The organism is Rhizobium sp. 05L419 (genome assembly GCF_056397845.1).
Genome location: NZ_JBFTOF010000027.1, coordinates 52252 through 74785, shown reverse-complemented (window position 1 = coordinate 74785; position 22534 = coordinate 52252). Strand labels below are relative to the sequence as shown.

Annotated in this window: 21 protein-coding genes and 1 pseudogene; 17 read left to right on the top strand and 5 right to left on the bottom strand. The window is 59.6% G+C overall.

The features are described from left to right. The 3 genes and pseudogenes from AC1DMK_RS25850 to AC1DMK_RS25840 all read right to left on the bottom strand — a co-directional run. The coding region (locus tag AC1DMK_RS25850) for an IS6 family transposase (RefSeq protein WP_477863148.1) at positions 1–622 on the bottom strand (622 nt) is incomplete at its 3' end. Positions 623–700: 78 nt separating this feature from the next. Then, positions 701–868: pseudogene (locus tag AC1DMK_RS25845) on the bottom strand (DNA-binding protein); the annotation flags it as partial. A gap of 103 nt (positions 869–971) precedes the next feature. Beyond that, positions 972–1724 (bottom strand): FadR/GntR family transcriptional regulator, encoded by a 753-nt coding sequence (locus AC1DMK_RS25840; RefSeq protein WP_037063191.1) that lies wholly within the window; start codon positions 1722–1724, stop codon positions 972–974. A 441-nt stretch (positions 1725–2165) separates the two neighbouring features. Here AC1DMK_RS25840 and AC1DMK_RS25835 point away from each other — a divergent pair, with 441 nt between their 5' ends. The 10 genes from AC1DMK_RS25835 (at position 2166) to AC1DMK_RS25790 (ending at position 13307) form a co-directional block, all read left to right on the top strand. Continuing rightward, positions 2166–2639 carry a RidA family protein gene (locus tag AC1DMK_RS25835; protein WP_037063188.1) on the top strand — a complete coding sequence of 158 codons (474 nt, stop codon included), beginning with the start codon at positions 2166–2168 and terminating at the stop codon, positions 2637–2639. A 23-nt stretch (positions 2640–2662) separates the two neighbouring features. Further along, positions 2663–3418 carry an amino acid ABC transporter ATP-binding protein gene (locus AC1DMK_RS25830; protein ID WP_196246766.1) on the top strand — a complete coding sequence of 252 codons (756 nt, stop codon included), beginning with the start codon at positions 2663–2665 and terminating at the stop codon, positions 3416–3418. A 10-nt stretch (positions 3419–3428) separates the two neighbouring features. After that, positions 3429–4097, top strand: a complete 669-nt coding sequence (locus AC1DMK_RS25825) for an amino acid ABC transporter permease (RefSeq protein WP_477863145.1) — start codon at positions 3429–3431, stop codon at positions 4095–4097. Positions 4098–4106: 9 nt separating this feature from the next. Continuing rightward, on the top strand, positions 4107–4757 hold the full coding sequence (locus AC1DMK_RS25820; protein WP_477863143.1) for an amino acid ABC transporter permease: 651 nt from the start codon (positions 4107–4109) through the stop codon (positions 4755–4757). Between the two features lie 40 nt (positions 4758–4797). Beyond that, the gene (locus tag AC1DMK_RS25815) at positions 4798–5643 is read left to right on the top strand and encodes a transporter substrate-binding domain-containing protein (RefSeq protein WP_477863142.1); all 846 of its coding nucleotides are present in this window, start codon (positions 4798–4800) and stop codon (positions 5641–5643) included. Positions 5644–5817: 174 nt separating this feature from the next. Next, on the top strand, positions 5818–7908 hold the full coding sequence (locus tag AC1DMK_RS25810) for a hydantoinase/oxoprolinase family protein (protein WP_477863140.1): 2091 nt from the start codon (positions 5818–5820) through the stop codon (positions 7906–7908). 14 nt (positions 7909–7922) lie between these two features. Continuing rightward, a complete protein-coding gene (locus tag AC1DMK_RS25805) occupies positions 7923–9560 on the top strand; it encodes a hydantoinase B/oxoprolinase family protein (RefSeq protein WP_477863138.1) in 1638 nt (545 codons plus the stop codon). A gap of 61 nt (positions 9561–9621) precedes the next feature. Continuing rightward, positions 9622–10827, top strand: coding sequence for a pyridoxal phosphate-dependent aminotransferase (locus AC1DMK_RS25800; protein ID WP_477863136.1), 1206 nt, complete (start codon positions 9622–9624; stop codon positions 10825–10827). Positions 10828–10899: 72 nt separating this feature from the next. Then, positions 10900–11808, top strand: coding sequence for a 5-dehydro-4-deoxyglucarate dehydratase (gene kdgD, locus AC1DMK_RS25795; protein WP_037063169.1), 909 nt, complete (start codon positions 10900–10902; stop codon positions 11806–11808). Between the two features lie 65 nt (positions 11809–11873). Further along, the gene (locus tag AC1DMK_RS25790) at positions 11874–13307 is read left to right on the top strand and encodes an aldehyde dehydrogenase family protein (RefSeq protein ID WP_037063166.1); all 1434 of its coding nucleotides are present in this window, start codon (positions 11874–11876) and stop codon (positions 13305–13307) included. Positions 13308–13407: 100 nt separating this feature from the next. Here the strand turns inward: AC1DMK_RS25790 and AC1DMK_RS25785 are convergent, their stop codons facing one another. Continuing rightward, a complete protein-coding gene (locus tag AC1DMK_RS25785) occupies positions 13408–14316 on the bottom strand; it encodes a LysR family transcriptional regulator (protein WP_477863133.1) in 909 nt (302 codons plus the stop codon). Between the two features lie 285 nt (positions 14317–14601). Between AC1DMK_RS25785 and AC1DMK_RS25780 the strand changes: the two genes are divergently transcribed. The 5 genes from AC1DMK_RS25780 to AC1DMK_RS25760 are packed head-to-tail and all read left to right on the top strand — an operon-like array spanning position 14602 to position 18859. Further along, positions 14602–15378 carry a 5-oxoprolinase subunit PxpA gene (locus AC1DMK_RS25780; RefSeq protein ID WP_477863131.1) on the top strand — a complete coding sequence of 259 codons (777 nt, stop codon included), beginning with the start codon at positions 14602–14604 and terminating at the stop codon, positions 15376–15378. A gap of 20 nt (positions 15379–15398) precedes the next feature. Continuing rightward, positions 15399–15641 carry an acetyl-CoA carboxylase gene (locus tag AC1DMK_RS25775; protein WP_037063158.1) on the top strand — a complete coding sequence of 81 codons (243 nt, stop codon included), beginning with the start codon at positions 15399–15401 and terminating at the stop codon, positions 15639–15641. Continuing rightward, positions 15638–17023, top strand: a complete 1386-nt coding sequence (locus AC1DMK_RS25770) for an acetyl-CoA carboxylase biotin carboxylase subunit (protein WP_477863129.1) — start codon at positions 15638–15640, stop codon at positions 17021–17023. The genes AC1DMK_RS25775 and AC1DMK_RS25770 overlap by 4 nt, the downstream gene beginning before the upstream one ends. Beyond that, positions 17023–17898 carry a 5-oxoprolinase subunit B family protein gene (locus tag AC1DMK_RS25765; protein WP_477863127.1) on the top strand — a complete coding sequence of 292 codons (876 nt, stop codon included), beginning with the start codon at positions 17023–17025 and terminating at the stop codon, positions 17896–17898. The genes AC1DMK_RS25770 and AC1DMK_RS25765 overlap by 1 nt, the downstream gene beginning before the upstream one ends. Beyond that, a complete protein-coding gene (locus AC1DMK_RS25760; RefSeq protein ID WP_477863125.1) occupies positions 17888–18859 on the top strand; it encodes a 5-oxoprolinase subunit C family protein in 972 nt (323 codons plus the stop codon). Before AC1DMK_RS25765 ends, AC1DMK_RS25760 begins: the two co-directional genes overlap by 11 nt. A 71-nt stretch (positions 18860–18930) precedes the next feature. Here the strand turns inward: AC1DMK_RS25760 and AC1DMK_RS25755 are convergent, their stop codons facing one another. Further along, the gene (locus AC1DMK_RS25755; RefSeq protein ID WP_477863123.1) at positions 18931–19941 is read right to left on the bottom strand and encodes a GntR family transcriptional regulator; all 1011 of its coding nucleotides are present in this window, start codon (positions 19939–19941) and stop codon (positions 18931–18933) included. Between the two features lie 573 nt (positions 19942–20514). Between AC1DMK_RS25755 and AC1DMK_RS25750 the strand changes: the two genes are divergently transcribed. Continuing rightward, on the top strand, positions 20515–21588 hold the full coding sequence (locus AC1DMK_RS25750) for an ABC transporter ATP-binding protein (protein WP_477863121.1): 1074 nt from the start codon (positions 20515–20517) through the stop codon (positions 21586–21588). A gap of 45 nt (positions 21589–21633) precedes the next feature. Continuing rightward, on the top strand, positions 21634–22533 hold the full coding sequence (locus AC1DMK_RS25745; protein WP_037063146.1) for an ABC transporter permease: 900 nt from the start codon (positions 21634–21636) through the stop codon (positions 22531–22533). The last annotated feature ends 1 nt before the right edge of the window (position 22534 follow it).

Here is a 22534-nt window from a genome sequence, read left to right as displayed (position 1 = left end):
TGTAAAAGAGGTTGGCGATCGGGTCGTGGATGGAAACGAAGTGTTGAAGATGCCTTGCTGACTTGAAGCGTTTCATGATCCTCTCACGCCTTCGGATAGGCTGATGGGAGTTTTCTGCCCGATTGTTCAGGCCCTTGTGCGAGCGATGTTCGACGCCGGGCATGATTTCCCGCTTCGCCGCACGGTAGGATCGAAGCTTGTCGGTGATCATCACACGTGGCGAACGGCCTTGTCCTTTCAGTAGCTTTCGCATCAAACGTTTTGCAGCTTTGGTATTGCGGCGGCTCTGCCCCAAGACGTCGAGAACAAACCCGGCCTGATCGACGGCGCGCCAAAGCCAGTGTTTCTTGCCGGCGATCGTGATGACAACCTCATCGAGGTGCCATTTGTTGCCGAGCCTGCCGGCTGATCGCTTCCGGATATTATTGGCGAAATGCCTGCCAAACTTCTCCGGCCAGAGCCTTACGGTCTGGTGAGAGACAATGACGCCACGGGCTGCCAGCATATCCTCGACCATTCGCAGACTGAGTGGAAACCGGAAATAGAGCCAAACGGCATGGGCAATCGCGTCCGCTGGAAATCGGTGGCGACGATAAAGAGGATCACGGGCGACCCTGGTCATACCGCCAGATCCCACATTTTGATCGCTGCTCGGTTAACGTTACGGTGCCCGCAGGCATCATAAACCGCGACGGGCGGTTCAGAGGCCATGGGTCTGGATCAGGTCCTCGGTATCTTCGGCAAGCGCGTCAACCGCCGCTTGACGGGCGTCGAGCCTGGATTTCAGCCCGAGCACATCCCTTAGGAGGGCACGGCGATGTTTGCCCACGTAGCGGAATGGCAGATCGCCCCGATCCATGCGCAGGACGAAAGACGCTCAAAATTTCATCTCTAAATCAAATATCTAATCCATTGGACGGCGTCGCGACAGGTTCCAATCCTTTCAAGGCGTGCAATGATTGGTGTGTGTTTCATTCTTCCGACGCGACGTTGCTGAGGGGCGAATTGTCTCCATCTGAAAAGCCTCGATATCGCAGGTGACTCCTGCTGAGGTGTGCCCGCATGGCCTCGCGCGCCCGTTCTGCACTCCCCGAGCTGATCGCCTCACAGATCGCTCGATGTTCGACCACTGTATTCTGAATATAGTCGAGAGTAATAAGGGCCGGATTGAGCTGCTTGGAAAAAGCCGGTTGAGGCAGAATTTGCAGGCTCATAAGGCTGAAGAACTCGATGAAGGCGCCATTGTTTGTTGCTTCTGCGATCGATCGGTGAAAAACAAAGTCGAGATGGTCAAGCGCTGTCTCGTCCTCAAGTGAAGCTTCAAACTCGCGGGCTGCGTTCCAGATGTTGGATTCCTGAGCCCAGGATCGCCGAACGGCCGCCAACCCGGCAGCATGAACCTCGAAAGCCATTCTAAGTTCCAGCAAGTCCATGAATGACGTTTGCAGACGAGCCAGCGGGGCAAGCGCGAGGTTTGCATCCAGCGAGCTGACATCTTCAATGCTCGGACCTGGCTTATTGCGGACGAACACCCCGACACCGTGACGAGACTCGACAATGCCGTCGGACCGCAAGGCCGATACTGCTTCTCGAATGACGGTCCTGCTGACGCCGAACTGTTCGGATAATTCGGCAAGCGACCCCAGCTTGGTACCGCTTTCAAACCGACTGGCGCCGATATGAGCCTTGAGTGCCTGAATTGTTCGGCCCGTTAGAGTGTCCAAAACCTGTGTACCTTTCCAAAAATCACGCCGCAGAATGCAAGTAGGTGTTTCACATAAGATAACACTTCACGCCACGGTGATGCTACCACTTAACGCCAATTTTATTAATACAGAGTGCACACACCGGCTTGATAGAAGATGCGGGTAGCCGCTCTGCGTGCTTAGGAGTGAAAAAAATTTTGCTGGTTAGGCCTGTAAATGCCCGCGTACTAGCGATTGGAAGAATTTAAGGTATTGTTGTATATGAATAAAATCAGAATTTCGCAATCTTCATCTTTAAGAGATACTATCTCTTGATTCTGTCTTGACAAGAGGTACTATTTCATCAATTCTCATCGACAGAAAAGTGGAGCAACATCCGACGCATCGTAGCGCTTTGGTAAATGCTCCCGGGGAACGTGGTTCGCGCATCCGCGCGTCTGACAATGATGGAAAGCTGCTATGGGTGTCGTCGCCGTACGTCTCTCGGAGCTCGGTATCGTTTTGCCTACGATTGCACCGGCTTCAGGAAATTATATTCCTCATAGGCTCGTCGGGAGCCTTCTCTTCGTATCAGGCCAGATCCCGCGGATCGACGGTGTCGAGCATTATGTCGGCGTGGTCGGGCAGGACATTTCGCCCGAGGACGGATATAAGGCTGCTCGCCTCTGCGCGCTCAACATCGTAGCACGGATCAATGCTGCTCTGGATGGCGATCTTGACCGCGTCATCGCCTGCGCTCAGCTGCGTGGCTTTGTCAATGCGCCCGCGGATTTCAGAGGCCATCCGGCGGTCATCGACGGCGCTTCCGACCTTCTCGTGGAGATCTTTTGCGACAAAGGGCGCCATGTTCGCACCGCGCTTGGTGCGGGGTCATTGCCGCGCGGTTCCTCCGTGGAAGTCGACGCCATTTTCGAAGTCGCACCGAAAACCTGACAGCAAATAAAGGGGAACTGGCCATGAACGGGACCAGCATGTCGGAAAAAGCCATAGCCATGACGGGCGTCAACAAATGGTATAGTCATCTTCAAGTCCTGAAAGCGATTAACCTGGACGTTGGTCGCGGCGAGCACATCGTCCTTTGTGGGCCTTCGGGCTCGGGTAAATCGACCCTTATCCGCTGTATCAATCACCTCGAGGAAATCCAGGAGGGCAGCATCGCCGTCAACGGCACGGAGCTGAGCCAGAAGGGCAGCAATGCCGACCATATTCGCCGCGATGTGGGCATGGTTTTTCAGCAGTTCAACCTCTTTCCACATCTGACCGTTCTGCAGAACTGCATGCTGGCGCAGCGTCGTGTGCGCAAGGCTTCGGTGACTGAGGCTAAGGATAAGGCAATGCGACATCTGGAGCGCGTGCACATTGCTGAACAGGCCGAAAAATATCCCGCCCAGCTGTCGGGGGGGCAGCAGCAGCGTGTGGCAATCGCCCGGGCGCTGTGCATGGACCCCAAGATCATGCTGTTCGACGAGCCGACTTCGGCGCTTGATCCCGAAATGGTCAAGGAAGTGCTCGATACGATGATCTCGCTTGCAGACGACGGCATTACGATGATCTGCGTCACCCACGAGATGGGCTTTGCGCGTGCCGTCGCCCACCGCGTCATCTTCATGGACCGCGGCGAGATCATAGAAAGCGCCAAGCCCGACGTATTCTTCAGCAATCCGGCTCACGAGCGAACCAAAACGTTCCTCAGCCAGATCCTCAACCATTGAGGAGCGTCTGATGAATTATACCTTCGACTTCGCACCTCTTCTCGCCGCGTGGCCGACGCTACTGGAAGGCGTGATCGGAACGTTGAGAATGTCGTCTCTCTCGATGGTCTTTGGATTGTCGCTCGGTATCGTCTTCATGATGATGCGCATGAGCAAGGTGCCGACGCTGCGCACCATTGCCACTGGCTACATCGAGCTGATCCGCAACACGCCCATCCTTGTTCAGGTGTTCTTCGTATTCTTCGGCATGCCTGCACTTGGCATCCGGCTTAGCGGGGAACAAGCGGCGATTCTGGCGATGACGCTGAACTGTGCGGCCTATGCGGCCGAGATCGTGCGCGGCGGTGTGCAGTCCATCCGTCCAGGCCAGATCGAAGCGGGCAGGGCGCTCGGGATGCATACTGCCGATATCTATCGGTTCATTGTCTTCCGGCCGGCAATCCGAGCCGTCTATCCGGCGTTGTGCAGCCAGTTCATCCTGATGATGCTCAACTCAAGTCTGGTCTCGTCGGTCTCGGCGGAGGAACTCACCTATTTTGCACAGACGCTGGATGCCCAGACATTCCGCAGCTTCGAGATCTATCTCACGCTCGGGGTCATTTACCTCCTGTTGTCCCAGTTCGTTTCCGTCGCTCTCGGCATGATCGGCCGGGTCTATTTTTCCTATCCGACAAAGTGAGGCAGTCCGATGATCCGTCAATTTGGCTGGAATGAATTCCTCTTTTTGGTCGAAGGTGCACGCTGGACAGTTGTCCTTTCGCTTCTTGCCTTCACCGTCGGCGGAGCGCTGGGCCTGACTGTCGCGCTTGGACGCACCAGCAAATGGAAACCGTTGCGCATCCTCATGGCGACGTACATCCAGATCTTTCAGGGCACACCACTGCTGATACAGCTGTTCTTTGTGTATTTCGGGCTGCCGCTTCTCGGCTTCAAGGTAGATGTCTGGGTGGCGTTGACGATTGGTCTTTCGCTCCATACCAGCGCGTTTCTGGGTGAAATCTGGCGCGGAAGCATCCAGGCCGTTCCCGATGGGCAGAGCGAGGCGGCACGCGCACTGGGCATCGGCTACATGCATCGGATGGTGGATGTCGTGCTGCCCCAGGCCTTTCGCATCGGTCTGCCGGCCACCATCAGCTTTCTCGTCAACCTAATCAAGGGCACCGCGCTCGCCGCTCTGCTCGGTCTTACGGAGCTCACCCGCTCCGGCCAGTTGATGGCAAACATCACGTTTCAGCCGCTGCAGGTCTATGGGGCGGTCGCACTCATCTACTTCTTTATCTGCGTACCCCTGACCTACTGCAGTGCCCGGATCGAGCGGCGCCTCAACGCCGCGCGGTAAAACAAGAACGCATGCCAAGAAACCGACCAGAGGTGATCACATGACCAAGACAATATCGACCCCTTCGCGTTCGAAGGTCCTGAGCGGCCTTGCCGCCATCCTCTTCGCCGCGACTTCATTCACAACGACGGCTATGGCTGGCACGCCAGAGGAAATCAAGGCCAAGGGCACGGCAACCATCGGCGTGCAGATGGACCAGTTTCCATGGGGCTTTATCGACTCCAAGGGCGGCAATGACGGTTTCGACATCGAGATCGCCAAGATGATCGCCAAGGAGCTGGGCGTCGAGGTGAAGTTCGAGCGCATTACGGGCCAGAACCGCATTCCGCTGCTTGTGAACGGCAACGTCGACTTCCTGGTCCCGTCAATGACGATCACCGAAGAACGCGCCAAGGTAATCCAGTATGTCATCCCCTATTCGTCGAACGACATTACTGTCTGGGGAAAGACCGACGCTGCCATCAAGGGCAATGAGGATCTTTCGAAATACGTGATCGGCGTTAACCGCGGCAGCGCTTTCGAGCCGCTGCTGGTCAAAGTCGCGCCGAAGGGTACGCAGATCAAGCGTTTCGATGACGACGCCACGACTGTTCAATCGCTTTTGTCCGGTCAGGTTGATGCGATCGTAGGCAGCGTCACCTATGGCCTCGTCATTAAAGAGACAGGTTATGACAAGCAGTTCGAACGCAAATACAAGGTTGCCGACAACTTCCAGGGCATGGCAGTCCGCAAGGGCGATAAGGAACTGCTCGCCTTCCTGACTGACTTCGTGACCAAGCACACGGCGGACGGGTCACTCGATGCCCTCTACAAGAAGTGGATCGGCGTCGACCGTGCAAAACTTCCGACAGAATTGCMGGGTGTAGACTTTACCGGGAAACAGTAACGCCACAGCTCTGCGCGGCCATTACAGCCGTCGCGCTGAGCTTGAGAAACTCAACACATTGAAGAGCTTTTGGCCCCCGCCTGTCTGTGCGGGCGGGGACAGGCCGCTGCACGCCGAAAATCGGGTCATCGGGCAAGCGCAACAACAGCTCGCTTAGGGAGCATAGTCGAAAAGATGACGAGAGATGGCAAGCAGATCAGGGTTGGTGTCGATATCGGCGGCACCTTTACCGATGTCGCGATGGAGGTTGGCACCACGCTCCATTCGATCAAAGTGCTGACCGATTATTCCTATCCCGAAAACGCGATCGTCAAGGGTGTCCACGAGGTGGCGGAGGTCGCAGGTGTCGAGCTTTCGCAGATCGACACGATCATTCATGGCACCACGCTCGCCACCAACGCCCTGATCGAGCGGCGCGGCGCCCGCACGGCCTTTATCACCACCAAKGGCTTTCGCGACGTTATCGAAATGCGCACCGAAAGCCGGTTCGAGCAATATGACCTCGACATCGTGCTGCCGGCGCCGCTCGTGCCGCGCAACGAACGTTTCGTCATCGACGAACGGATCGGTGCCGATGGTTCGGTGCTAAAGGCGCTGGATTTTGCCGAAGTTGATGCGCTCTGTGACCACATCATCGCTGGCGGCTACAACAGCGTCGCCATCGGCTTCATCCACTCCTATTTGAACGGCGCACATGAGAAGGTGGTTCGTGATCGTCTCCTCGCCAAGAAGGCCGATATTTCCGTCTCGATCTCGTCGGAAGTCTCGCCGCAAATGCGCGAATTCCAGCGCTTTAACACCGTCTGCGCCAACGCCTTCGTCAAGCCGCTGATGGCATCCTACCTCAACCGCCTCGTCGGTCGTCTTACCGAGGAAGGCACGCGTTGCCCGGTCTTCATGATCCACTCGGGCGGCGGCATCATCAGCGTCGAGAGCGCCATCGAATTTCCGGTGCGCCTGCTTGAATCCGGTCCTGCCGGCGGTGCGATCTTCGCGGCCCATATCGCCAGCAGCTACGACCTCGACCAGGTGCTGTCCTACGACATGGGTGGCACAACCGCCAAAATCTGCCTGATCGAAAAGCAGACGCCAAAGACTGCCAAGACGTTCGAGGTTGCCCGCACCTGGCGCTTCAAAAAGGGCAGCGGGATGCCGATCTCCATTCCGGTCATCGAAATGGTCGAGATCGGCGCTGGTGGCGGCTCGATCGCCACCATCGACAGCATGCGGCAGATACGTGTCGGGCCGCACAGCGCCGGTTCAGAGCCAGGCCCGGCCTGCTACGGCCGTGGCGGTGCAAACCCGACGGTCACCGATGCCGACCTGATCCTCGGTCGCCTTGACCCGGACGAATTCGCCGGCGGTGCGATGAAGCTTGACCGCCCGGCCTCCGACAAAGCGATGGAGGCGGATCTCGCATCAAAACTCGGGACGGATATCGCGACGGCTGCTTACGGCCTCAGCGAAGTGGTCGATGAAAACATGAGCAACGCCGCGCGCATGCATGCAGTCGAGAATGGCAAGGAACTTTCCGAGTTCACCATGATCGCCTTCGGCGGCGCGGCGCCGATCCACGCCGCCCGTCTGTGCGAAAAGCTCGCCATGTCAGACCTGCTCATCCCGCCGGGTGCCGGCGTCGGTTCGGCGATCGGCTTCCTGCGCGCTCCATTCGGTTTCGAAAGCGTGCGAAGCGCCTACAGCCGGCTTAGTCGGTTCGCTGCGGATGCTATCAATCAGACGATCGCGGACCTCAGCGCCGAGGCCGTATCCTTCGTGCGTTCCGGTTCGCCTGAGGCAAATCCAGATCTCGAATGCACGGCCTACATGCGCTACGTCGGCCAGGGCTGGGAAGTGCCGGTCACGATCGAGGTGCGCGATTACGCCGATGCGGATGGCCACCTGTTCCGGAAGCTCTTTGACGAGCAGTATGAACATTTTTTCGGCCGGGTCATCGATGGTCTCGACGTCGAGATTGTCAGCTGGTCCCTGCGCGCAACCTCAAAGGTCGCCCCACCGGCCAAGATAGGCAAAACCGGTAAGGTTGGCGAAGCAAAGGTCCGCGGTACCCGCGAGATCTTCGACGTTCAGGAAGGCAGCTTTCAGAGCGCCTCAATCGTCGCGCGCGCCGACATGAAGCCGGGTGACTGGGTTGCCGGTCCCGCCGTCATCACGGAACGCGAGACTTCAACGATTATCACCATGAGCCGCGAAGTCATCATGCAGTCGGATGGCTGCCTGCTCATACGCGTCAAGCGCAGCGCTTGAACGGAGGATTTGACATGAAAACAAACGCACTTTCCGACGTCCACATGCAGATCATGTGGAACCGGCTGATCTCCGTTGTGGAAGAACAAGCCGTCACGCTTATCCGAACCGCCTTCTCGACCAGTGTGCGTGAATCAGGCGATCTTTCCGCCGGCGTCTTCAACCGCGGTGGCAAGATGATCGCCCAGGCGGTAACCGGCACACCCGGCCACGTCAACGCCATGGCCGAAGCCGTCGGCCACTTCATCCGCGACATCGGGCCTGAAAACATTTTCGAGGGCGATGTCTACATCACCAACGATCCGTGGAAGGGCACAGGCCACCTGCACGATTTCACCGTCGTCTCGCCCAGCTTCCGCAATGGGGCGCTCGTCGGCTATTTCGCCTGCACGGCGCACGTGGTGGATGTGGGCGGTCGCGGTTTTGGTCCGGATGCCAACGAGGTCTACGAAGAAGGTATCTTCGTTCCGATCATGAAGTTCGCCGAGCGCGGCAGGGTCAACAAGGACCTCGTCAACATCCTGCACAACAACGTCCGCGAAAGCCACCAGGTTGTGGGTGACGTCTATTCGCTAGCGGCCTGCAACGAGATCGGCCATCGCCGGCTGATGGACATGATGGAGGAGTTCGAACTGGCGGATCTGGAGACGCTGGGCGAATTCATCTTCAAGCGCAGCTACGACGCCACCATCGAGCGGATCGCGGCCCTGCCGAAGGGAACTTATTCCAACACCATGCGTGTCGATGGTTACGGTTCGCCAATCGACATTGCGGTGCGTCTCGACGTGGCAGAGGACCATATCCTGGCTGATTTCGAGGGGACCTCACCGCCAAGCCCGAAAGGTATTAACTGCCCGATCATCTATTCGGCCGCCTATGCGTGCTATGGCATGAAATGCTCGATTGCGCCGGAGATCCCCAACAACCACGCGTCTCTGCTGCCGTTCCGTGTAACGGCCCCGGAGGACTGCATCCTAAATGCGCAGCACCCTGCGCCTGTGTCCGTTCGCCACGTGCTTGGCCATCTGGTACCCGACGCGGTACTCGGCGCCGTGCACAAGATGCTGCCGGGCAAGGTGCCGGCGGAAGGCGCTGGAGCGTTGTGGAACCTGCATGTCAGCGTCAGGCCGCTTCAGGGCGAGAAGGCGCCCGCCGATGGCGGTCAGCGTGCCGAAGTGCTCCTGTTCAACAGCGGAGGCGCCGGTGCGCGTTCCGCGCTCGATGGTCTCAGCGCCACGGCGTTCCCGAGCGGCGTGCATTCCATGTCTATCGAGGCGACTGAGCATGTCGGGCCGGTGATTTTCTGGCGTAAGGAATTGCGTGACGGCTCCGGTGGTGTCGGCCAGTTCCGCGGCGGTCTCGGCCAGGTCGTGGAAATTTCTCCGACAGATGGTCACGAGATGCATTTTAACGCCATGTTCGACCGCGTCGACCATCCCGCCCGTGGACGCGAGGGCGGAGCCAATGGCGCGGCGGGTGCCGTCTTGCTTGATGACGGAACGGTTCTTGCCACCAAGGGGCGCCAGCATGTGCCGGCCGGCCGCAGACTGATCCTGCAACTCCCCGGCGGTGGCGGATACGGCGCGCCAGATAAGCGTGATCCCGCGGCAGCGCAGCGAGACAAGGATTTCGACTACGTGCCGAATAGCTAATCCGCTTTTGACCGGCGGAGAAATCGGCCGGTCACCACCACAGTTTTCCGGGAATTTGGACATGAGTTTCGAAAACAAACGTGCGGCTGGTATAAAGTCGTCGCCGAGCATGGCAATCGCCATGGCGGCAAAGAAATTGGCTGCGGACGGCCGCGACATCATAGACCTGTCGCTTGGCGAGCCGGATTTCGAGCCTCCCGCACATGTGGCGGACGCTGCTGTAGCCGCGATCCGCAAGGGTGGCGTCCGGTATGGTGCGGCGGCCGGTACGGAAAGCCTCCGCAAGGCGATCACGGTGAAGTTCAAGCGCGAAAACCAGCTCGATTACACCGTCGACCAGGTGATGGTAGCCAATGGCGCCAAACAGATCCTGTTCGACCTGTTTCTTGCCACACTGGAGCGTGGCGACGAGGTGATCATCCCGACGCCCTGTTGGGTTTCCTATGGCGACATCGTATCGCTGCATGGCGGTGAACCGGTCTACACGTTCTGCAGCTCAGAGGTCGGTTTCAAGATCGATGCTGCAAGGCTTGAGGCATCGATCACGCCAAGAACGCGCTGGCTGATGCTGAATTCCCCGTCCAATCCCACCGGTGCGATTTATTCGCAGGACGAATACCGTGCGCTCGGTGAGGTGCTGGCCCGCCACCCTCGCGTGCTGGTGGTCTCGGACGAGATCTACGAGCACGTGCTGCTGAAGGACGTGCCTTTTGTGTCTTTCGCGCAGGCCTGCCCGGACTTGCGGGACCGCACGCTGATCGTCAACGGCGTATCGAAAGCCTACGCCATGACCGGCTGGCGCGTCGGTTACGCCGCCGGTCCCAAGGCTTTGATCGCAGCGCTTAACAAGATGCAGTCGCAGAGCGTCACCTCGGTCTCGACCGTCGCGCAGGCGGCAGCCCTTGCTGCGTTGACGGGCGACCAGGCGTTTGTCGGGGACGGGGCGGCGATATTTGCCAGCCGCTCCAAAATCGTCGCCGAACGTCTGGGGCAGATCGAGGGCGTGGATTTCACGCCACCGGATGGCGCCTTTTATGCATTCATCGGCGTTCACCGGCTGCTCGGCAGAAAGACCGCGGCAGGCGAGGTGCTGGCCGACGATCCAGCCTTTGCCGCCCATCTGCTGCAGCAGTTCGGCCTGTCGAGCGTGCCAGGTGCCGCATTCGGCGCGCCCGGCTTCATCCGCTGTTCAATCGCGGCATCCGACCGGGAACTCGAAGCTGCCTGCGACCGGTTGGCCGCCATGGTTCAGTCCCTGAAAGCCTGAACGGCGTCTCCAATCATTCAATCATCAATGCGGAGGCGCCCGAGTGCGCTTCCCCCCACAGGAGGTAAATCCATGAAGACCGAAGACTTGAAGCATGCGCTGGGAGCTGGGCTCCTTTCCTTTCCGGTAACCCACTTTGGCGCGGATGGAAAGTTCAAGGCCGACAGCTATGCCGAGCATGTTAACTGGCTGTCCGGTTTCGGGGCCGCGACGCTGTTTGCCGCAGGTGGAACGGGCGAGTTCTTCTCTTTGACGCCCGATGAAATCCCCGAAATTGTTAGAGTAGCGAAAGAGGCTGCCGGTACCACTCCCATCGTCTCGGGCTGCGGATACGGCACAGAGATCGCGACCTCCATCGCACGGTCCGTCGAAAAGGCTGGGGCAGACGGCATCCTACTATTGCCGCATTATCTGATCGACGCTCCACAAGAAGGGCTGTACCAGCATATCAAAGCAGTCTGCGATGCGACGGGCATGGGCGTCATGGTCTACAATCGCGATAATTCAGTGCTGCAGGCCGACACTCTCGCGCGGCTCTGCGATGCATGCCCCAACCTCGTGGGTTTCAAAGATGGCACTGGCGATATCGGGCTTGTCCGCCAGATCACCGCGAAGATGGGCGATCGTCTGACCTATCTCGGCGGTATGCCGACAGCCGAGCTCTTCGCGGAAGCCTATCTAGGAGCTGGCTTCACCACATATTCGTCCGCAGTCTTCAACTTCGTTCCGGGTCTTGCGATCGATTTCTACAATGCGCTGCGGGCCGGAGATCGGACAAAATGCGAGACTTACCTCAATGATTTCTTCTATCCCTTCATGGCAATCCGAAATCGGGCCAAGGGCTATGCGGTCGCTGCCGTAAAAGCAGGCGTCAGACTGCAGGGCTTTGACGCCGGTCCGGTCCGTTCGCCACTCAAGGATCTCACGACTGAAGAACTAGGCATGATGGAAGCGCTGATCGGAAAGCATAAGCGCCAGTAACGGTTGAAGGGCCGCCTTCTTACAGAGGCGGCCCTTTCCAGGGATGTAGAACGTAGGAGGGAAGTATGACACTCCACCAAAACCTGATCGCCGGCGAATGGGTCGGGACGGATGCGATCAAGAACATCAACCCGTCGAACACCGACGACGTGGTGGGCGAATACGCCCGCGCCTCCGTCGAGGACACCAAAACGGCAATCGCGGCAGCGAAGGCGGCCTTCCAGGCCTGGTCGCGCTCCGGCATCCTCGAGCGTCATGCGATCCTCAGAAAAACCGCCGACGAGATCCTCGCCCGCAAGGACGAGCTCGGCCGCCTGCTGTCGCGCGAAGAGGGCAAGACGCTGGCGGAAGGCATCGGTGAGACCGTGCGCGCCGGCCAGATCTTCGATTTCTTCGCTGGAGAGTGTTTGAGGCTCGCCGGCGAGGTGCTACCCTCCATTCGGCCAAACATCGGCGTAGAGATCACCCGCGAGCCGGTCGGCGTCGTCGGCATCATCACGCCCTGGAATTTCCCGATCGCCATTCCCGCTTGGAAGATCGCGCCGGCGCTCTGCTATGGCAACACGGTCGTCTTCAAGCCGGCCGACCTCGTGCCCGGCTGCTCCTGGGCGATCGTCGACATCCTGCATCGCGCCGGCCTGCCGAAGGGCATCTTGAACCTCGTCATGGGCAAGGGCTCCGTCGTCGGCCAGACCATGCTCGACAGTCCCGATGTGCATGCCATCACGTTCACCGGCTCCACCGGCACGGGCAAGCGCGTCGCATCCGCCTCCATCGAGCATAACCGCAAGTACCAGCTCGAAATGGGCGGCAAGAACCCCTTCGTCGTGCTCGACGATGCGGACCTCACCGTTGCTGTGGAAGCCGCGGTGAACTCGGCCTTCTTCTCGACCGGCCAGCGCTGCACGGCCTCCTCGCGCGTCATCGTGACGGAAGGTATCCATGACCGGTTCGTCGCCGCCGTCGGTGAGCGGCTCAAGGGTGTCGTCGTCGATGACGCTTTGAAGACCGGCACCCATATCGGTCCAGTCGTCGACGAGAGCCAGCTCAAGCAGGACACGGACTATATCGAGATCGGCCAGAAGGAAGGTGCCAGGCTCGCCTTCGGCGGCGAGCGCCTGAAGCGCGACACGCCCGGCTTCTATCTTGCGCCCGCGCTGTTCACCGAGGCGACGAACGACATGCGTATTTCGCGGGAGGAGATTTTCGGCCCCGTCGCCGCGGTCATCCGCGTCAAGGATTATGAGGAGGCGCTGGCCGTCGCCAACGACACGCCGTTCGGCCTGTCCTCCGGCATCGCCACCACGAGCCTGAAGCACGCGGCACATTTCAAGCGCAATGCGGAGGCCGGCATGGTGATGGTCAACCTGCCGACGGCGGGCGTCGATTTCCATGTGCCGTTCGGCGGCCGCAAAGGCTCGTCCCACGGCGCGCGCGAGCAGGGCAAATACGCCAACGAATTCTACACAACCGTCAAGACCGCCTACACTCTCGCGTGAGACAAAGGCTGCTCGGGAGCTGATTTCCCATCGATTGCGCTTTAATTGTAGTGGTCGACGGTTCGAATCCTATCAAGGCGAGCAATACAAAACTATAGTCTTAGCGCGCATTCCCTGGCAGGTGGAATGCCTGCTGGAAATAGGATCGGAAGGCGAGCATCGGCGGCGAAAGCTCGATATTCTTGCGCCATGCAAGGCCGACATCCATGGCGGGCACTGGATCGCGCACATTGATGGTTTCGATCCGCCGTCCTTCCAGCGACCAGGGCCGATGCACCATGTCGGAAAGGATCGCCACGCCCTGGCCGTTGGCGACAAGGGAGCGAACCGCCTCGACCGACGAGGTGCGCAGGATCACCTGCGGCTGGTAGGGAGAGGCGCTCCAGTATTTCAGCGACGAATGGGCTGCCTCGTCCACGGTCAGCATGATGTAGGGTTCTTCGGCGATCTCCTCCAATCCCACCGAATCCGCCTGCAGCAGGTGATGTTGCGCCGGTACCCACAGGCGGCGGGTTGAACTCAGCACTTTTTCCGTCACAAGCGACGGGTTGAGGATGTTGGAGGTGAGAAGCACCGACATGTCGTAGCGGTTGGTCAGAAGACCCTCCTCGATGGATTCCCGTGTCAGTTCGAAAAGTTGGATATCGAGCTTGGGGAAGAGACGCCGCAACCGTTCGAAGTGCAGGGGCAGGAAATAGCCGATGACGGTATAGGTCGCGGCGACCGTTAGGGTACCCTCGACTTCATGGTTGACGACGTTGAGATGCGTCGCCTCGTCGACCTTCTTCAAGATCTCATATGCGTGCGACAGGAACTGGCGCCCGGCCGCCGTCAGGTCCATGCCGTGTGGCGCGCGAATGAACAGGCTGGAGCCCACCGTCTGCTCCAGTTCCTTGATTGCCGTCGTTATGGCCGACTGCGAAATGGAGAGGTCCACCGCAGCCTGCGATACCTGGCCGAGTTCCGCGGTCGCGACAAAGTAGCGAAGCTGCCGGAGACTGAGCGCCATGACTGTGCCTTCCTATTCAATAAACCAAACCTTGCCATCGGAAAATCAGAAGGACCGATATCAAAAGCGGCATATATCCGCACGCAAACGCGCAAAATTGGCTCAAGCGTTTGAAATTACGTGTTTTTGCGGTGCGATATTTTTGAGCATCGTATTCTGATTTTCAGATAGTAAACATATGAAGATTGAATTTTTCAAATGAAATGATTCGCACTAGCGTGAGTTTGTCAAAAAAGCGGCAGACGGCAACGTTGCCCCAATGGCAGGCAGGCGAGGAAGAATACATTGATCGAGGCGGTAGACATCAATTGCGACATGGGCGAAGCCTTTGGCCGCTGGCGCGTCGGCGACACCGACGACGCCACGCTGATGGGGTTGATCAGTTCGGCCAACATCGCGGCCGGTTTTCACGCCGGCGATCCCAATCTCATGGACCAGACGGTTCGTCTCGCGACGGAGCATGGCGTCGGCATCGGCGCGCATCCGGGCTACAATGACCTTCAGGGTTTCGGCCGCCGCAAGATCGTCGGAACGGCCAGGGAACTGGTCAACGACATGGTCTATCAGGTCGGCGCGCTGCGGGAATTCGCCCGTCGGCACGGGGCCCGGCTTCAGCATGTGAAGCCGCACGGCGCCCTTTACATGGAAATGGCCGTCAACGCTGAACTCTCGCAGATCTTCGTGCAGTACATGCGCACCGTCGAGCCCAATGCCTACATCTTTTGCATGGGCGGTTCGGCAACCTACCGGGTCGCAAAGGAAGCCGGGCAACCGGTCGTGCGCGAGTTCTATGCTGATCGCGACTACGACGACACCGGCTCAATCGTCTTTACCCGCGATGCCGGGCGTCCGGATCCCGCCGCGATCGCCCGAAAGGTCGTGCGCGCCTGCAAGGAAGGCAAGGTCGGTACTGTCACTGGCGGCGATGTCAATATCGCCTTCGAATCCATCTGCTTCCATTCCGATACGCTCGGCGCGCTCGATATCGTGCGCCAGATGCGCGAGGCGCTGATTGCCGAAGGCATCCGCATCGCACCGGTTTCGGAAATCGCAGTTCACTGAGACTTTTAGCGGAGAGAGACATGAACAAGCTCGAAATCAGATCGCCCCTGCCGGGCACGTTCTACCGGACGCCGGCGCCGGACGCGGCCCCGTTCAAGTCGGACGGCGACGCGGTCGCAAGCGCCGACACCATCGGCATGATCGAGGTGATGAAGACATTCCAAGAAATCCCGGCAGGCATCGACGGCAAGGCCATCCGCTTCCTCGTTGATAACGAAGAGCCGGTAATGGCGGGCCAGGTGATCGCAGAGGTGGAGGCATGACCATCCGCTCGCTCCTCGTTGCCAACCGCGGCGAGATCGCGGTGCGTATCATCAAGGCGGCAAAGGCGCTCGGCATCCGCACCGTGCAGGTCCACAGCGCCGCGGACGCCGACATGCTGGCCGTGAAGCTTGCCGACGAGGCCGTCAACATCGGCCCGCCATCCGCTGCGAAGTCCTACCTTAACATCGAGGCTGTCGTTTCGGCCGCCAAGGAATCGGGTGTCGATGCGGTGCATCCGGGCTACGGTTTCCTCTCCGAAAACGCCGATTTCGCCGATGCGGTCGAGGCTGCCGGCCTGATCTTCATCGGTCCGAAGGGAGACGCGATCCGCCTGCTTGGTGACAAGGTCGCCGCTCGCGAAGTGGCCGCCCGCGCCGGCGTACCGACCGTTCCCGGCAGTGTCGGACGGATTGCAAGCCTCGACGAAGCCCGCGCCATTGCGGAAAAGACCGGCTTCCCGATCATGATCAAGGCCGCCGCCGGCGGCGGCGGGCGCGGTATCCGCATTGCCGACAACATGGGCGATCTCGAACGGCATTTCCCGCAGGCTTCGGCGGAAGCCGCAGCCGCCTTCGGCGACGGCGGGCTTTATCTCGAGAAGGTCATCACAAAGGCGCGCCATGTCGAGGTTCAGATCCTCGGCGACGGCGAGAGCTTCGTCCATTGCTTCGAGCGCGAGTGCTCGCTGCAGCGCCGCCGCCAGAAGGTCTGGGAAGAGGCGCCGTCCTTCCTGCTGCCCACGGGCGTGCGTGAAAAACTGTGCGCCAGCGCAGTGGCGCTTGCCCGCGAGGTCGGCTATCGCGGCGCGGGCACCGTCGAATATCTCTATGACGAGATCACGCAGGAATTCTATTTCATCGAGGTCAACACCCGCATCCAGGTCGAGCATCCGGTGACCGAGATGATCACCGGCATCGATCTCGTGCAGGAGATGATCAAGGTCTGCGGCCGCGCCCGGCTGTCGATCGCCCAGAAGGATATCGTCGCGCGCGGACACGCTATCGAATGCCGCATCAATGCCGAGGATCCGTCGCGCAACTTCATGCCGGCTCCGGGGCGAATCGAGACGCTGAAGGTTCCCGAGGGCGAAGGCATCCGCTTCGATACCATGCTCTATGAAGGCTACTCCATCCCGCCGTTCTACGATTCGCTCGTCGGCAAGCTGATCGTCTGGGCCGAGAGCCGCGATGCCTGCCTCGATCGGCTGAAGGGCGCGCTCGAAGGCCTGACGATCACGGGTATTCCGACGACGGTGCCGCTGCATCTGGCGCTCGCCGGCGACGAGAGCGTCCGGCGCGGCGCGTTCCATACCCGTTTTCTCGAAACATGGCTTGAGACCGAATTCGCCGGCCTGTCCGGCAAGATTGCGGAGGTTGCCTGATGGGTTTGCGTTATACATTCGGAGGCGATGAACATCTGTTCGTCGAATGCAGCGAGGAAATGTCGCTCGAAGCCTTCTTCACCAGCCTGTCGATGGCGAAAGGCGTGCGCGAAAGCGGCATCAAGGGGGTCACCGAGATCTGCCCTGCAAATGCCTCGTTCCAGATCAAGTTCAATCCCGACATCATCCATCCCGACGATATTCTGCGTGAGGTGAAGTCGATCGAGGGCGCCGCCGCCAAGGCCGAACCTGTGCTGAAGACCCGCATCGTTGAGATCCCGGTCTTCTACAACGATCCCTGGACGCACGAAACGCTGATGCGTTTTCGCGAACGCCATCAGTATTCGGCCGGAACCGATCTCGATTATGCCGCCCGCATCAACGATTTCGGGTCTGTCGATGATTTCATCGCGGCGCATTCGGGCTCGCCATGGTTCGTCTCGATGGTCGGCTTCGTCGCGGGGCTGCCGTTCATGTACCAGATGGTCGAGCGCCAGAGGCAGATCCAGGTGCCGAAATATCTTCGCCCGCGTACCGATACACCCAGGCTAACCGTCGGCCATGGCGGCTGCTTCGGCTGCATTTATTCCGTGCGCGGCGCCGGCGGCTACCAGATGTTCGGCATCACGCCGATGCCGATTTTCGATCCGACGCAGACCACCAGTTACCTCAGCGATTTCATGGTGTTCTTCCGCCCGGGCGATATTGTCAAATTTAAGCCGATCGGCCGCGATGCCTATGACCAGGCTATCGAGGATGTCGACAAGGGGCGGTTCGCACCGCCGATCCGCGAGGTCAGCTTCGACCTGCGCGAATTCCAAAAGGATATCGACGGCACCAATGCCAAGCTGGAGGGGATGCTCCATGGCCATTAAGGTTCTCCATCATGGTCTCGCGACCACCGTTCAGGATCTCGGCCGTCCGGGCTATTTCCATCTGGGCATTCCGGTCGGTGGTGCGATGGACCGCTATGCGATGCGGGCCGCCAATCTTCTCGTCGGCAATGACGAAGGGGCCGCAGGGCTTGAGGCCGTCTTTATGGGCCCGAAGCTCGAGTTCACGGAAGATGCTCTGGTCGCCGTGACGGGCGCCGACATGCCGCCGAAGGTCGATGGAGCCATCAAGCCGGGCTGGACAGCGTTCCTTGTGAAAGCGGGGCAGACGCTTACGTTCGATTTCCTAAAATCCGGCGCCCGCATCTGCATCGCCGTCTCCGGCGGTATCGATGTGCCGGAAGCGCTGGGCAGCCGGTCGACCTATCCGATCGGTGCGCTCGGCGGTTTCAAGGGAAGGCCGCTTGCGCCCGGAGACGAATTGCCGGTGGGCAAGGGCAGCTTTGCAACGGACGGCAAGACGGTGCCGGAGGCGCTGCGCCGCAAGCAGGGCGCGCCGGTGGAGTTGCGCGTGCTGCCCGGTCTCTACTGGCACCGCGTCACCGAGCAGTCGCAGATGAATTTCTTCGATGACGAATGGAAGGTCGCGCCCGAGGCCGACCGCATGGGCTATCGCTTCAAGGGGGGCCGCAAGCTCGACTTCGTCGATCGCGACCAGCCGTTCGGTGCCGGCTCCGATCCGTCCAATATCGTCGACAGTTGCTATCCCTACGGCTCCATCCAGGTGCCCGGCGGCACGGAGCCGATCATCCTTCATCGCGATGCCGTTTCCGGCGGTGGATATTTCATGGTCGGCACGGTGATTTCAGCCGACATGGACCTGATCGGCCAGTTGCAGCCGCATACGCCGGCCCGGTTCATCAAGGTGACGATGGGGGAGGCGCTGAAGGCGCGGGCCGACAGGCAGGCGCTCTTGGCCAGTCTTCGCGCGGCTCTGGCTTAAGGGAGGATTATCCGGTGCTGGCTTTGCGACACGGCGATTGCGGCAATGCAATTCGGAAGGCGGCGCTGCCGCTATTCCAGAACGCGCGTCAGGTAATCGGCCGTGACGCTCGGTCCCGGAATGATCGCAACGATCTTCATCTGGGCGATCGTGCGGTTGACCGAGGCGTCCAGATGGCTCTCCATCATGGCTGCCGCTGCCGTCGCCGCGCCGCGCATCAAAAGCTCGACGATCAGCCGCAGCTCGGTAATGATCGCCGGGTCGCCGGGCAGACCCAGGCGGCGAAGGAGCCGCTCGGTCGCCGTCACCGGCAGCAGGTTGTTGCGGATCAGGTCCTTCAGCCTTTCGTTCGGTGTCGCCAGAACGCAGGTTTCGATGAAACGCGACTGGATGGTTTCCACCGTGCCGAAATAATCCTTCGGCTGCTCGCGCTCCAGCGCCGAGAGGCGGGTAAACAGATCGGTCAGTACGGCGTGGTCGACATGCCCGGCACCGACGACGATAGCCTGGGGCTCCAGCATGCGGCGCAGCACGAAGTGGTCCTTGACGATCTGGGCCGTCAGCGGCCCGGCGATCCAATGCGAACTCTGGTTCTTGCGCACCAGACCGCGCTCGCGCAGCCGGGTCAGCACGTCGCGTACGACGGTGCGGCTGACGTTGAAATGGTTGGCAAGCTCGATCTCGACGATACGGTACTGGCCGAACACCACACAGCCCGCCACGTCCGCCTCGACGGTATTGTAGATACGCTCCCAGGACGACCGGCTCTGAAGCGCCTGGTCGGCGTGACGCGGAATGTGCAGGCCGAGCGTCTTGATATCGGTGCGGTTGGGCTCGATACCCCGATCCGGCGGTCCGACGAGATAGCCCCGGCCGCTGAAGCGATGCAGAAGCCCCTCGGCTTCCAGGGTCTGCAGCGCACGCTGAACCGGCGCGCGGGAGATTTGCAAAATGTCTGCAATCGGCCCTTCGAGCAGCACCAGGCCCTCCGGCAGAACACCGTCGATGATGTTGCTGCGCAGAATATCCTCAGCGATTTCATATCGCTTCTGTACGTTCGGCCCGCTGCGATCTTCAGTCATCAAATCCGGCGCTTTCCTTTTGGCTCATGGCCCGTGGGTCAGTTTTACGCATTTGCGGGGAGCTAGGACAAGGGCAATGTAAAATGTATATTGAATACATTATCACAAAAATATTCATTTTGACCTAAAAATGAGAATTGAAGCCGTTTGACGATGGCGCATTGGGAGGAGCCGGATTCCCGTTGCGTTTTTGCTCGCGTTTTTTGATCGTATTCGTTATTTTGTAACGTCCGGAGGCGCCTTTTCTCTCTGAAGGGGTCGCACGCCGGAATCGAGGGGCGGCTGTTTTTACGATGTATTTCGGCCGCCCAAAACAGAACTTAGGCGTGAAATTGATTTTTTTAAAAAGCCTATTGAATACAAAAATCATTCATGTCATGTTTTCGTTACTCGAGACGCTCGCAAGAAGCGTGACAGGTGGAACTTTTTTGAAACGCCAAGGAACATCTTTTTGACGCGTAAGTGATGCTTGCGCGAACGGCTATTGCTTGCCTGCCAGAAGCCATCAGTGGTTCGGGCATCGGCGAAGCTTTGCTGAAGGATGTTCCTTGCCTTGAAACTGGCAGGATAGCGGTGTCGGCAGCTCTTCAACTCATGAATGTCTCGAAATCCTACGGCGGCCACAAGGCGCTGGACAGGGTCAAACTGTCTTTGCCCGACGATGCCTATATCTCGCTTCTTGGACCGAGCGGTTCCGGCAAGACCACGCTTCTGCGGGTCATTGCCGGTTTCGAGGAGCCGGAAGAGGGGTCGATCCTGTTTGGCGGCAAGCGGATCGACGGCATCGCGCCGCACAATCGCGGTATTGGTTTCGTTTTCCAGAGTTTCGCCCTGTTTCCACACCTCTCCGTCTCCGAGAATATCGCCTTTGGTCTCGTCAACCGCGAGCTTGACCCGGTCACCGACACAGCTGTTGTCAAGGCTAAGGTCCGCGACATCATTTCGCTGGTCGGGCTAAGTGGCCTTGAAGACCGGGGCGTGACACAGATTTCCGGCGGCCAGCGCCAGCGCGTCGCGCTTGCCCGCACGCTGGTAACCGAGCCGAAGATGGTACTGCTCGACGAGCCGCTCGGCGCGCTCGATGCCAATCTGCGCTCGCGCATGCGCACTGAACTGCGGGCCATCCGCGAGCGCTGCGGCGTGACCTTCCTTCATGTGACGGGCAGCGAAAGCGAAGCGCTTGCCATGGGCGACACGGTGCTGGTTCTTGATCGTGGCCACATCGCCCAGACCGCTCAGTCCGATTTACTCTACAATCGCCMGGCTTCGCCCGCCGTGGCGCGCTTTCTGAATTGCTACAATCTGTTTTCCGGCGGCGTTGCAGGCGATGTCTTCGTMAGTCCGGCTGGACGATTTGCCCTCGGGGGCTTTCGTCAGGCGGCATCGCCGCCTGCCTATGCGATCCGCTACGACCGGGTCGATATCCGCGACAAGGATGCACCGGTTCAAGACGACGAGGTTCGTCTCGAAGGCAATTTCGTCGCCAGCGAATATTCCGGGGCGGCGATCAATTCTTTCTTCTCGCTCGATGATGGCCGCATGTTCGAGGTGGAATCCCATCTCAGCCGCGCCGCCCCACAGACCTATGCCGAGAAAGGCCGCTACGCGCTGGTCTGGAAGCGGGGGGATGCTCTTGTCTTTGCCTGAAAACACCCTGTCACAAACGCCCTTGCCTGTTGTGGAGAATGAGAGATGACGATGGCCGCGATTGGCGATGAAACGCAGGTCGAAACGACCGCCAAAAGAAAGCTCGCCGGCCCGGCGCTGTGGCTGCTGGCGCCCGGTGTCATCTGGATGGTGCTGTTCCTGGTGCTGCCGATCCTGATGATGGTCTATGTTTCGTTTTGGACGCAAACCACCTTCAAGATCGAGCCGACCCTGACCCTGAAGAGCTGGATCATGTTCTTCAGCAGCGAGACCTATCTGGGTGCGCTCTGGACGACGGTTCGGATCTGGCTGATCGTGCTGGTCTCGACGGTGCTCGTCGGCTATCCGGCAGCACTTTTCGTCGGCCTGTTCGTCAAGAACAAGACGATCCAGACCGTTCTTCTGGTCCTCTGCGTCATTCCCTTCTGGACCTCGTTCCTTATCCGGGTCCTGGCCTGGCGGCCGATGCTCGGCAAGGAAGGCGCCATCAACCTGATCCTGATGAAGATCGGCATCGTGCAGCAGCCGATCGAGGTTCTCTTGTTTTCCGAACTGTCGGTGATCATCGGCATGACGCAGATCTACTGCGTCTTCATGGTCGGGCCGATCGCCTTCATGCTCGGCCGTATCGATCCATCGGTGATCGAGGCCGCGCAGGATCTCGGCGCCAGCTTCGGCCGCATCTTCCGCACCATCATCCTGCCGCTGTCCATGCCGGGCGTGGTTGTCGGCGGCATCTTCGTCTCGGTCATGGTTCTCGGCGAATTCGCGACCTCTGCCGCACTGTCGGGCCGCAAGGTGAACCTGCTCGGCAACATCATCGTCACCCAGGTCGGATCGTTGAAATGGGCTTTTGCGGCGGTGGCCGGCGTGGTGCTGACGATCCTCATGGGGGCGGTGGTTGCAGCACTCCTCAGGGTCGTCGATCTCAGGAAGGAGCTCTGAT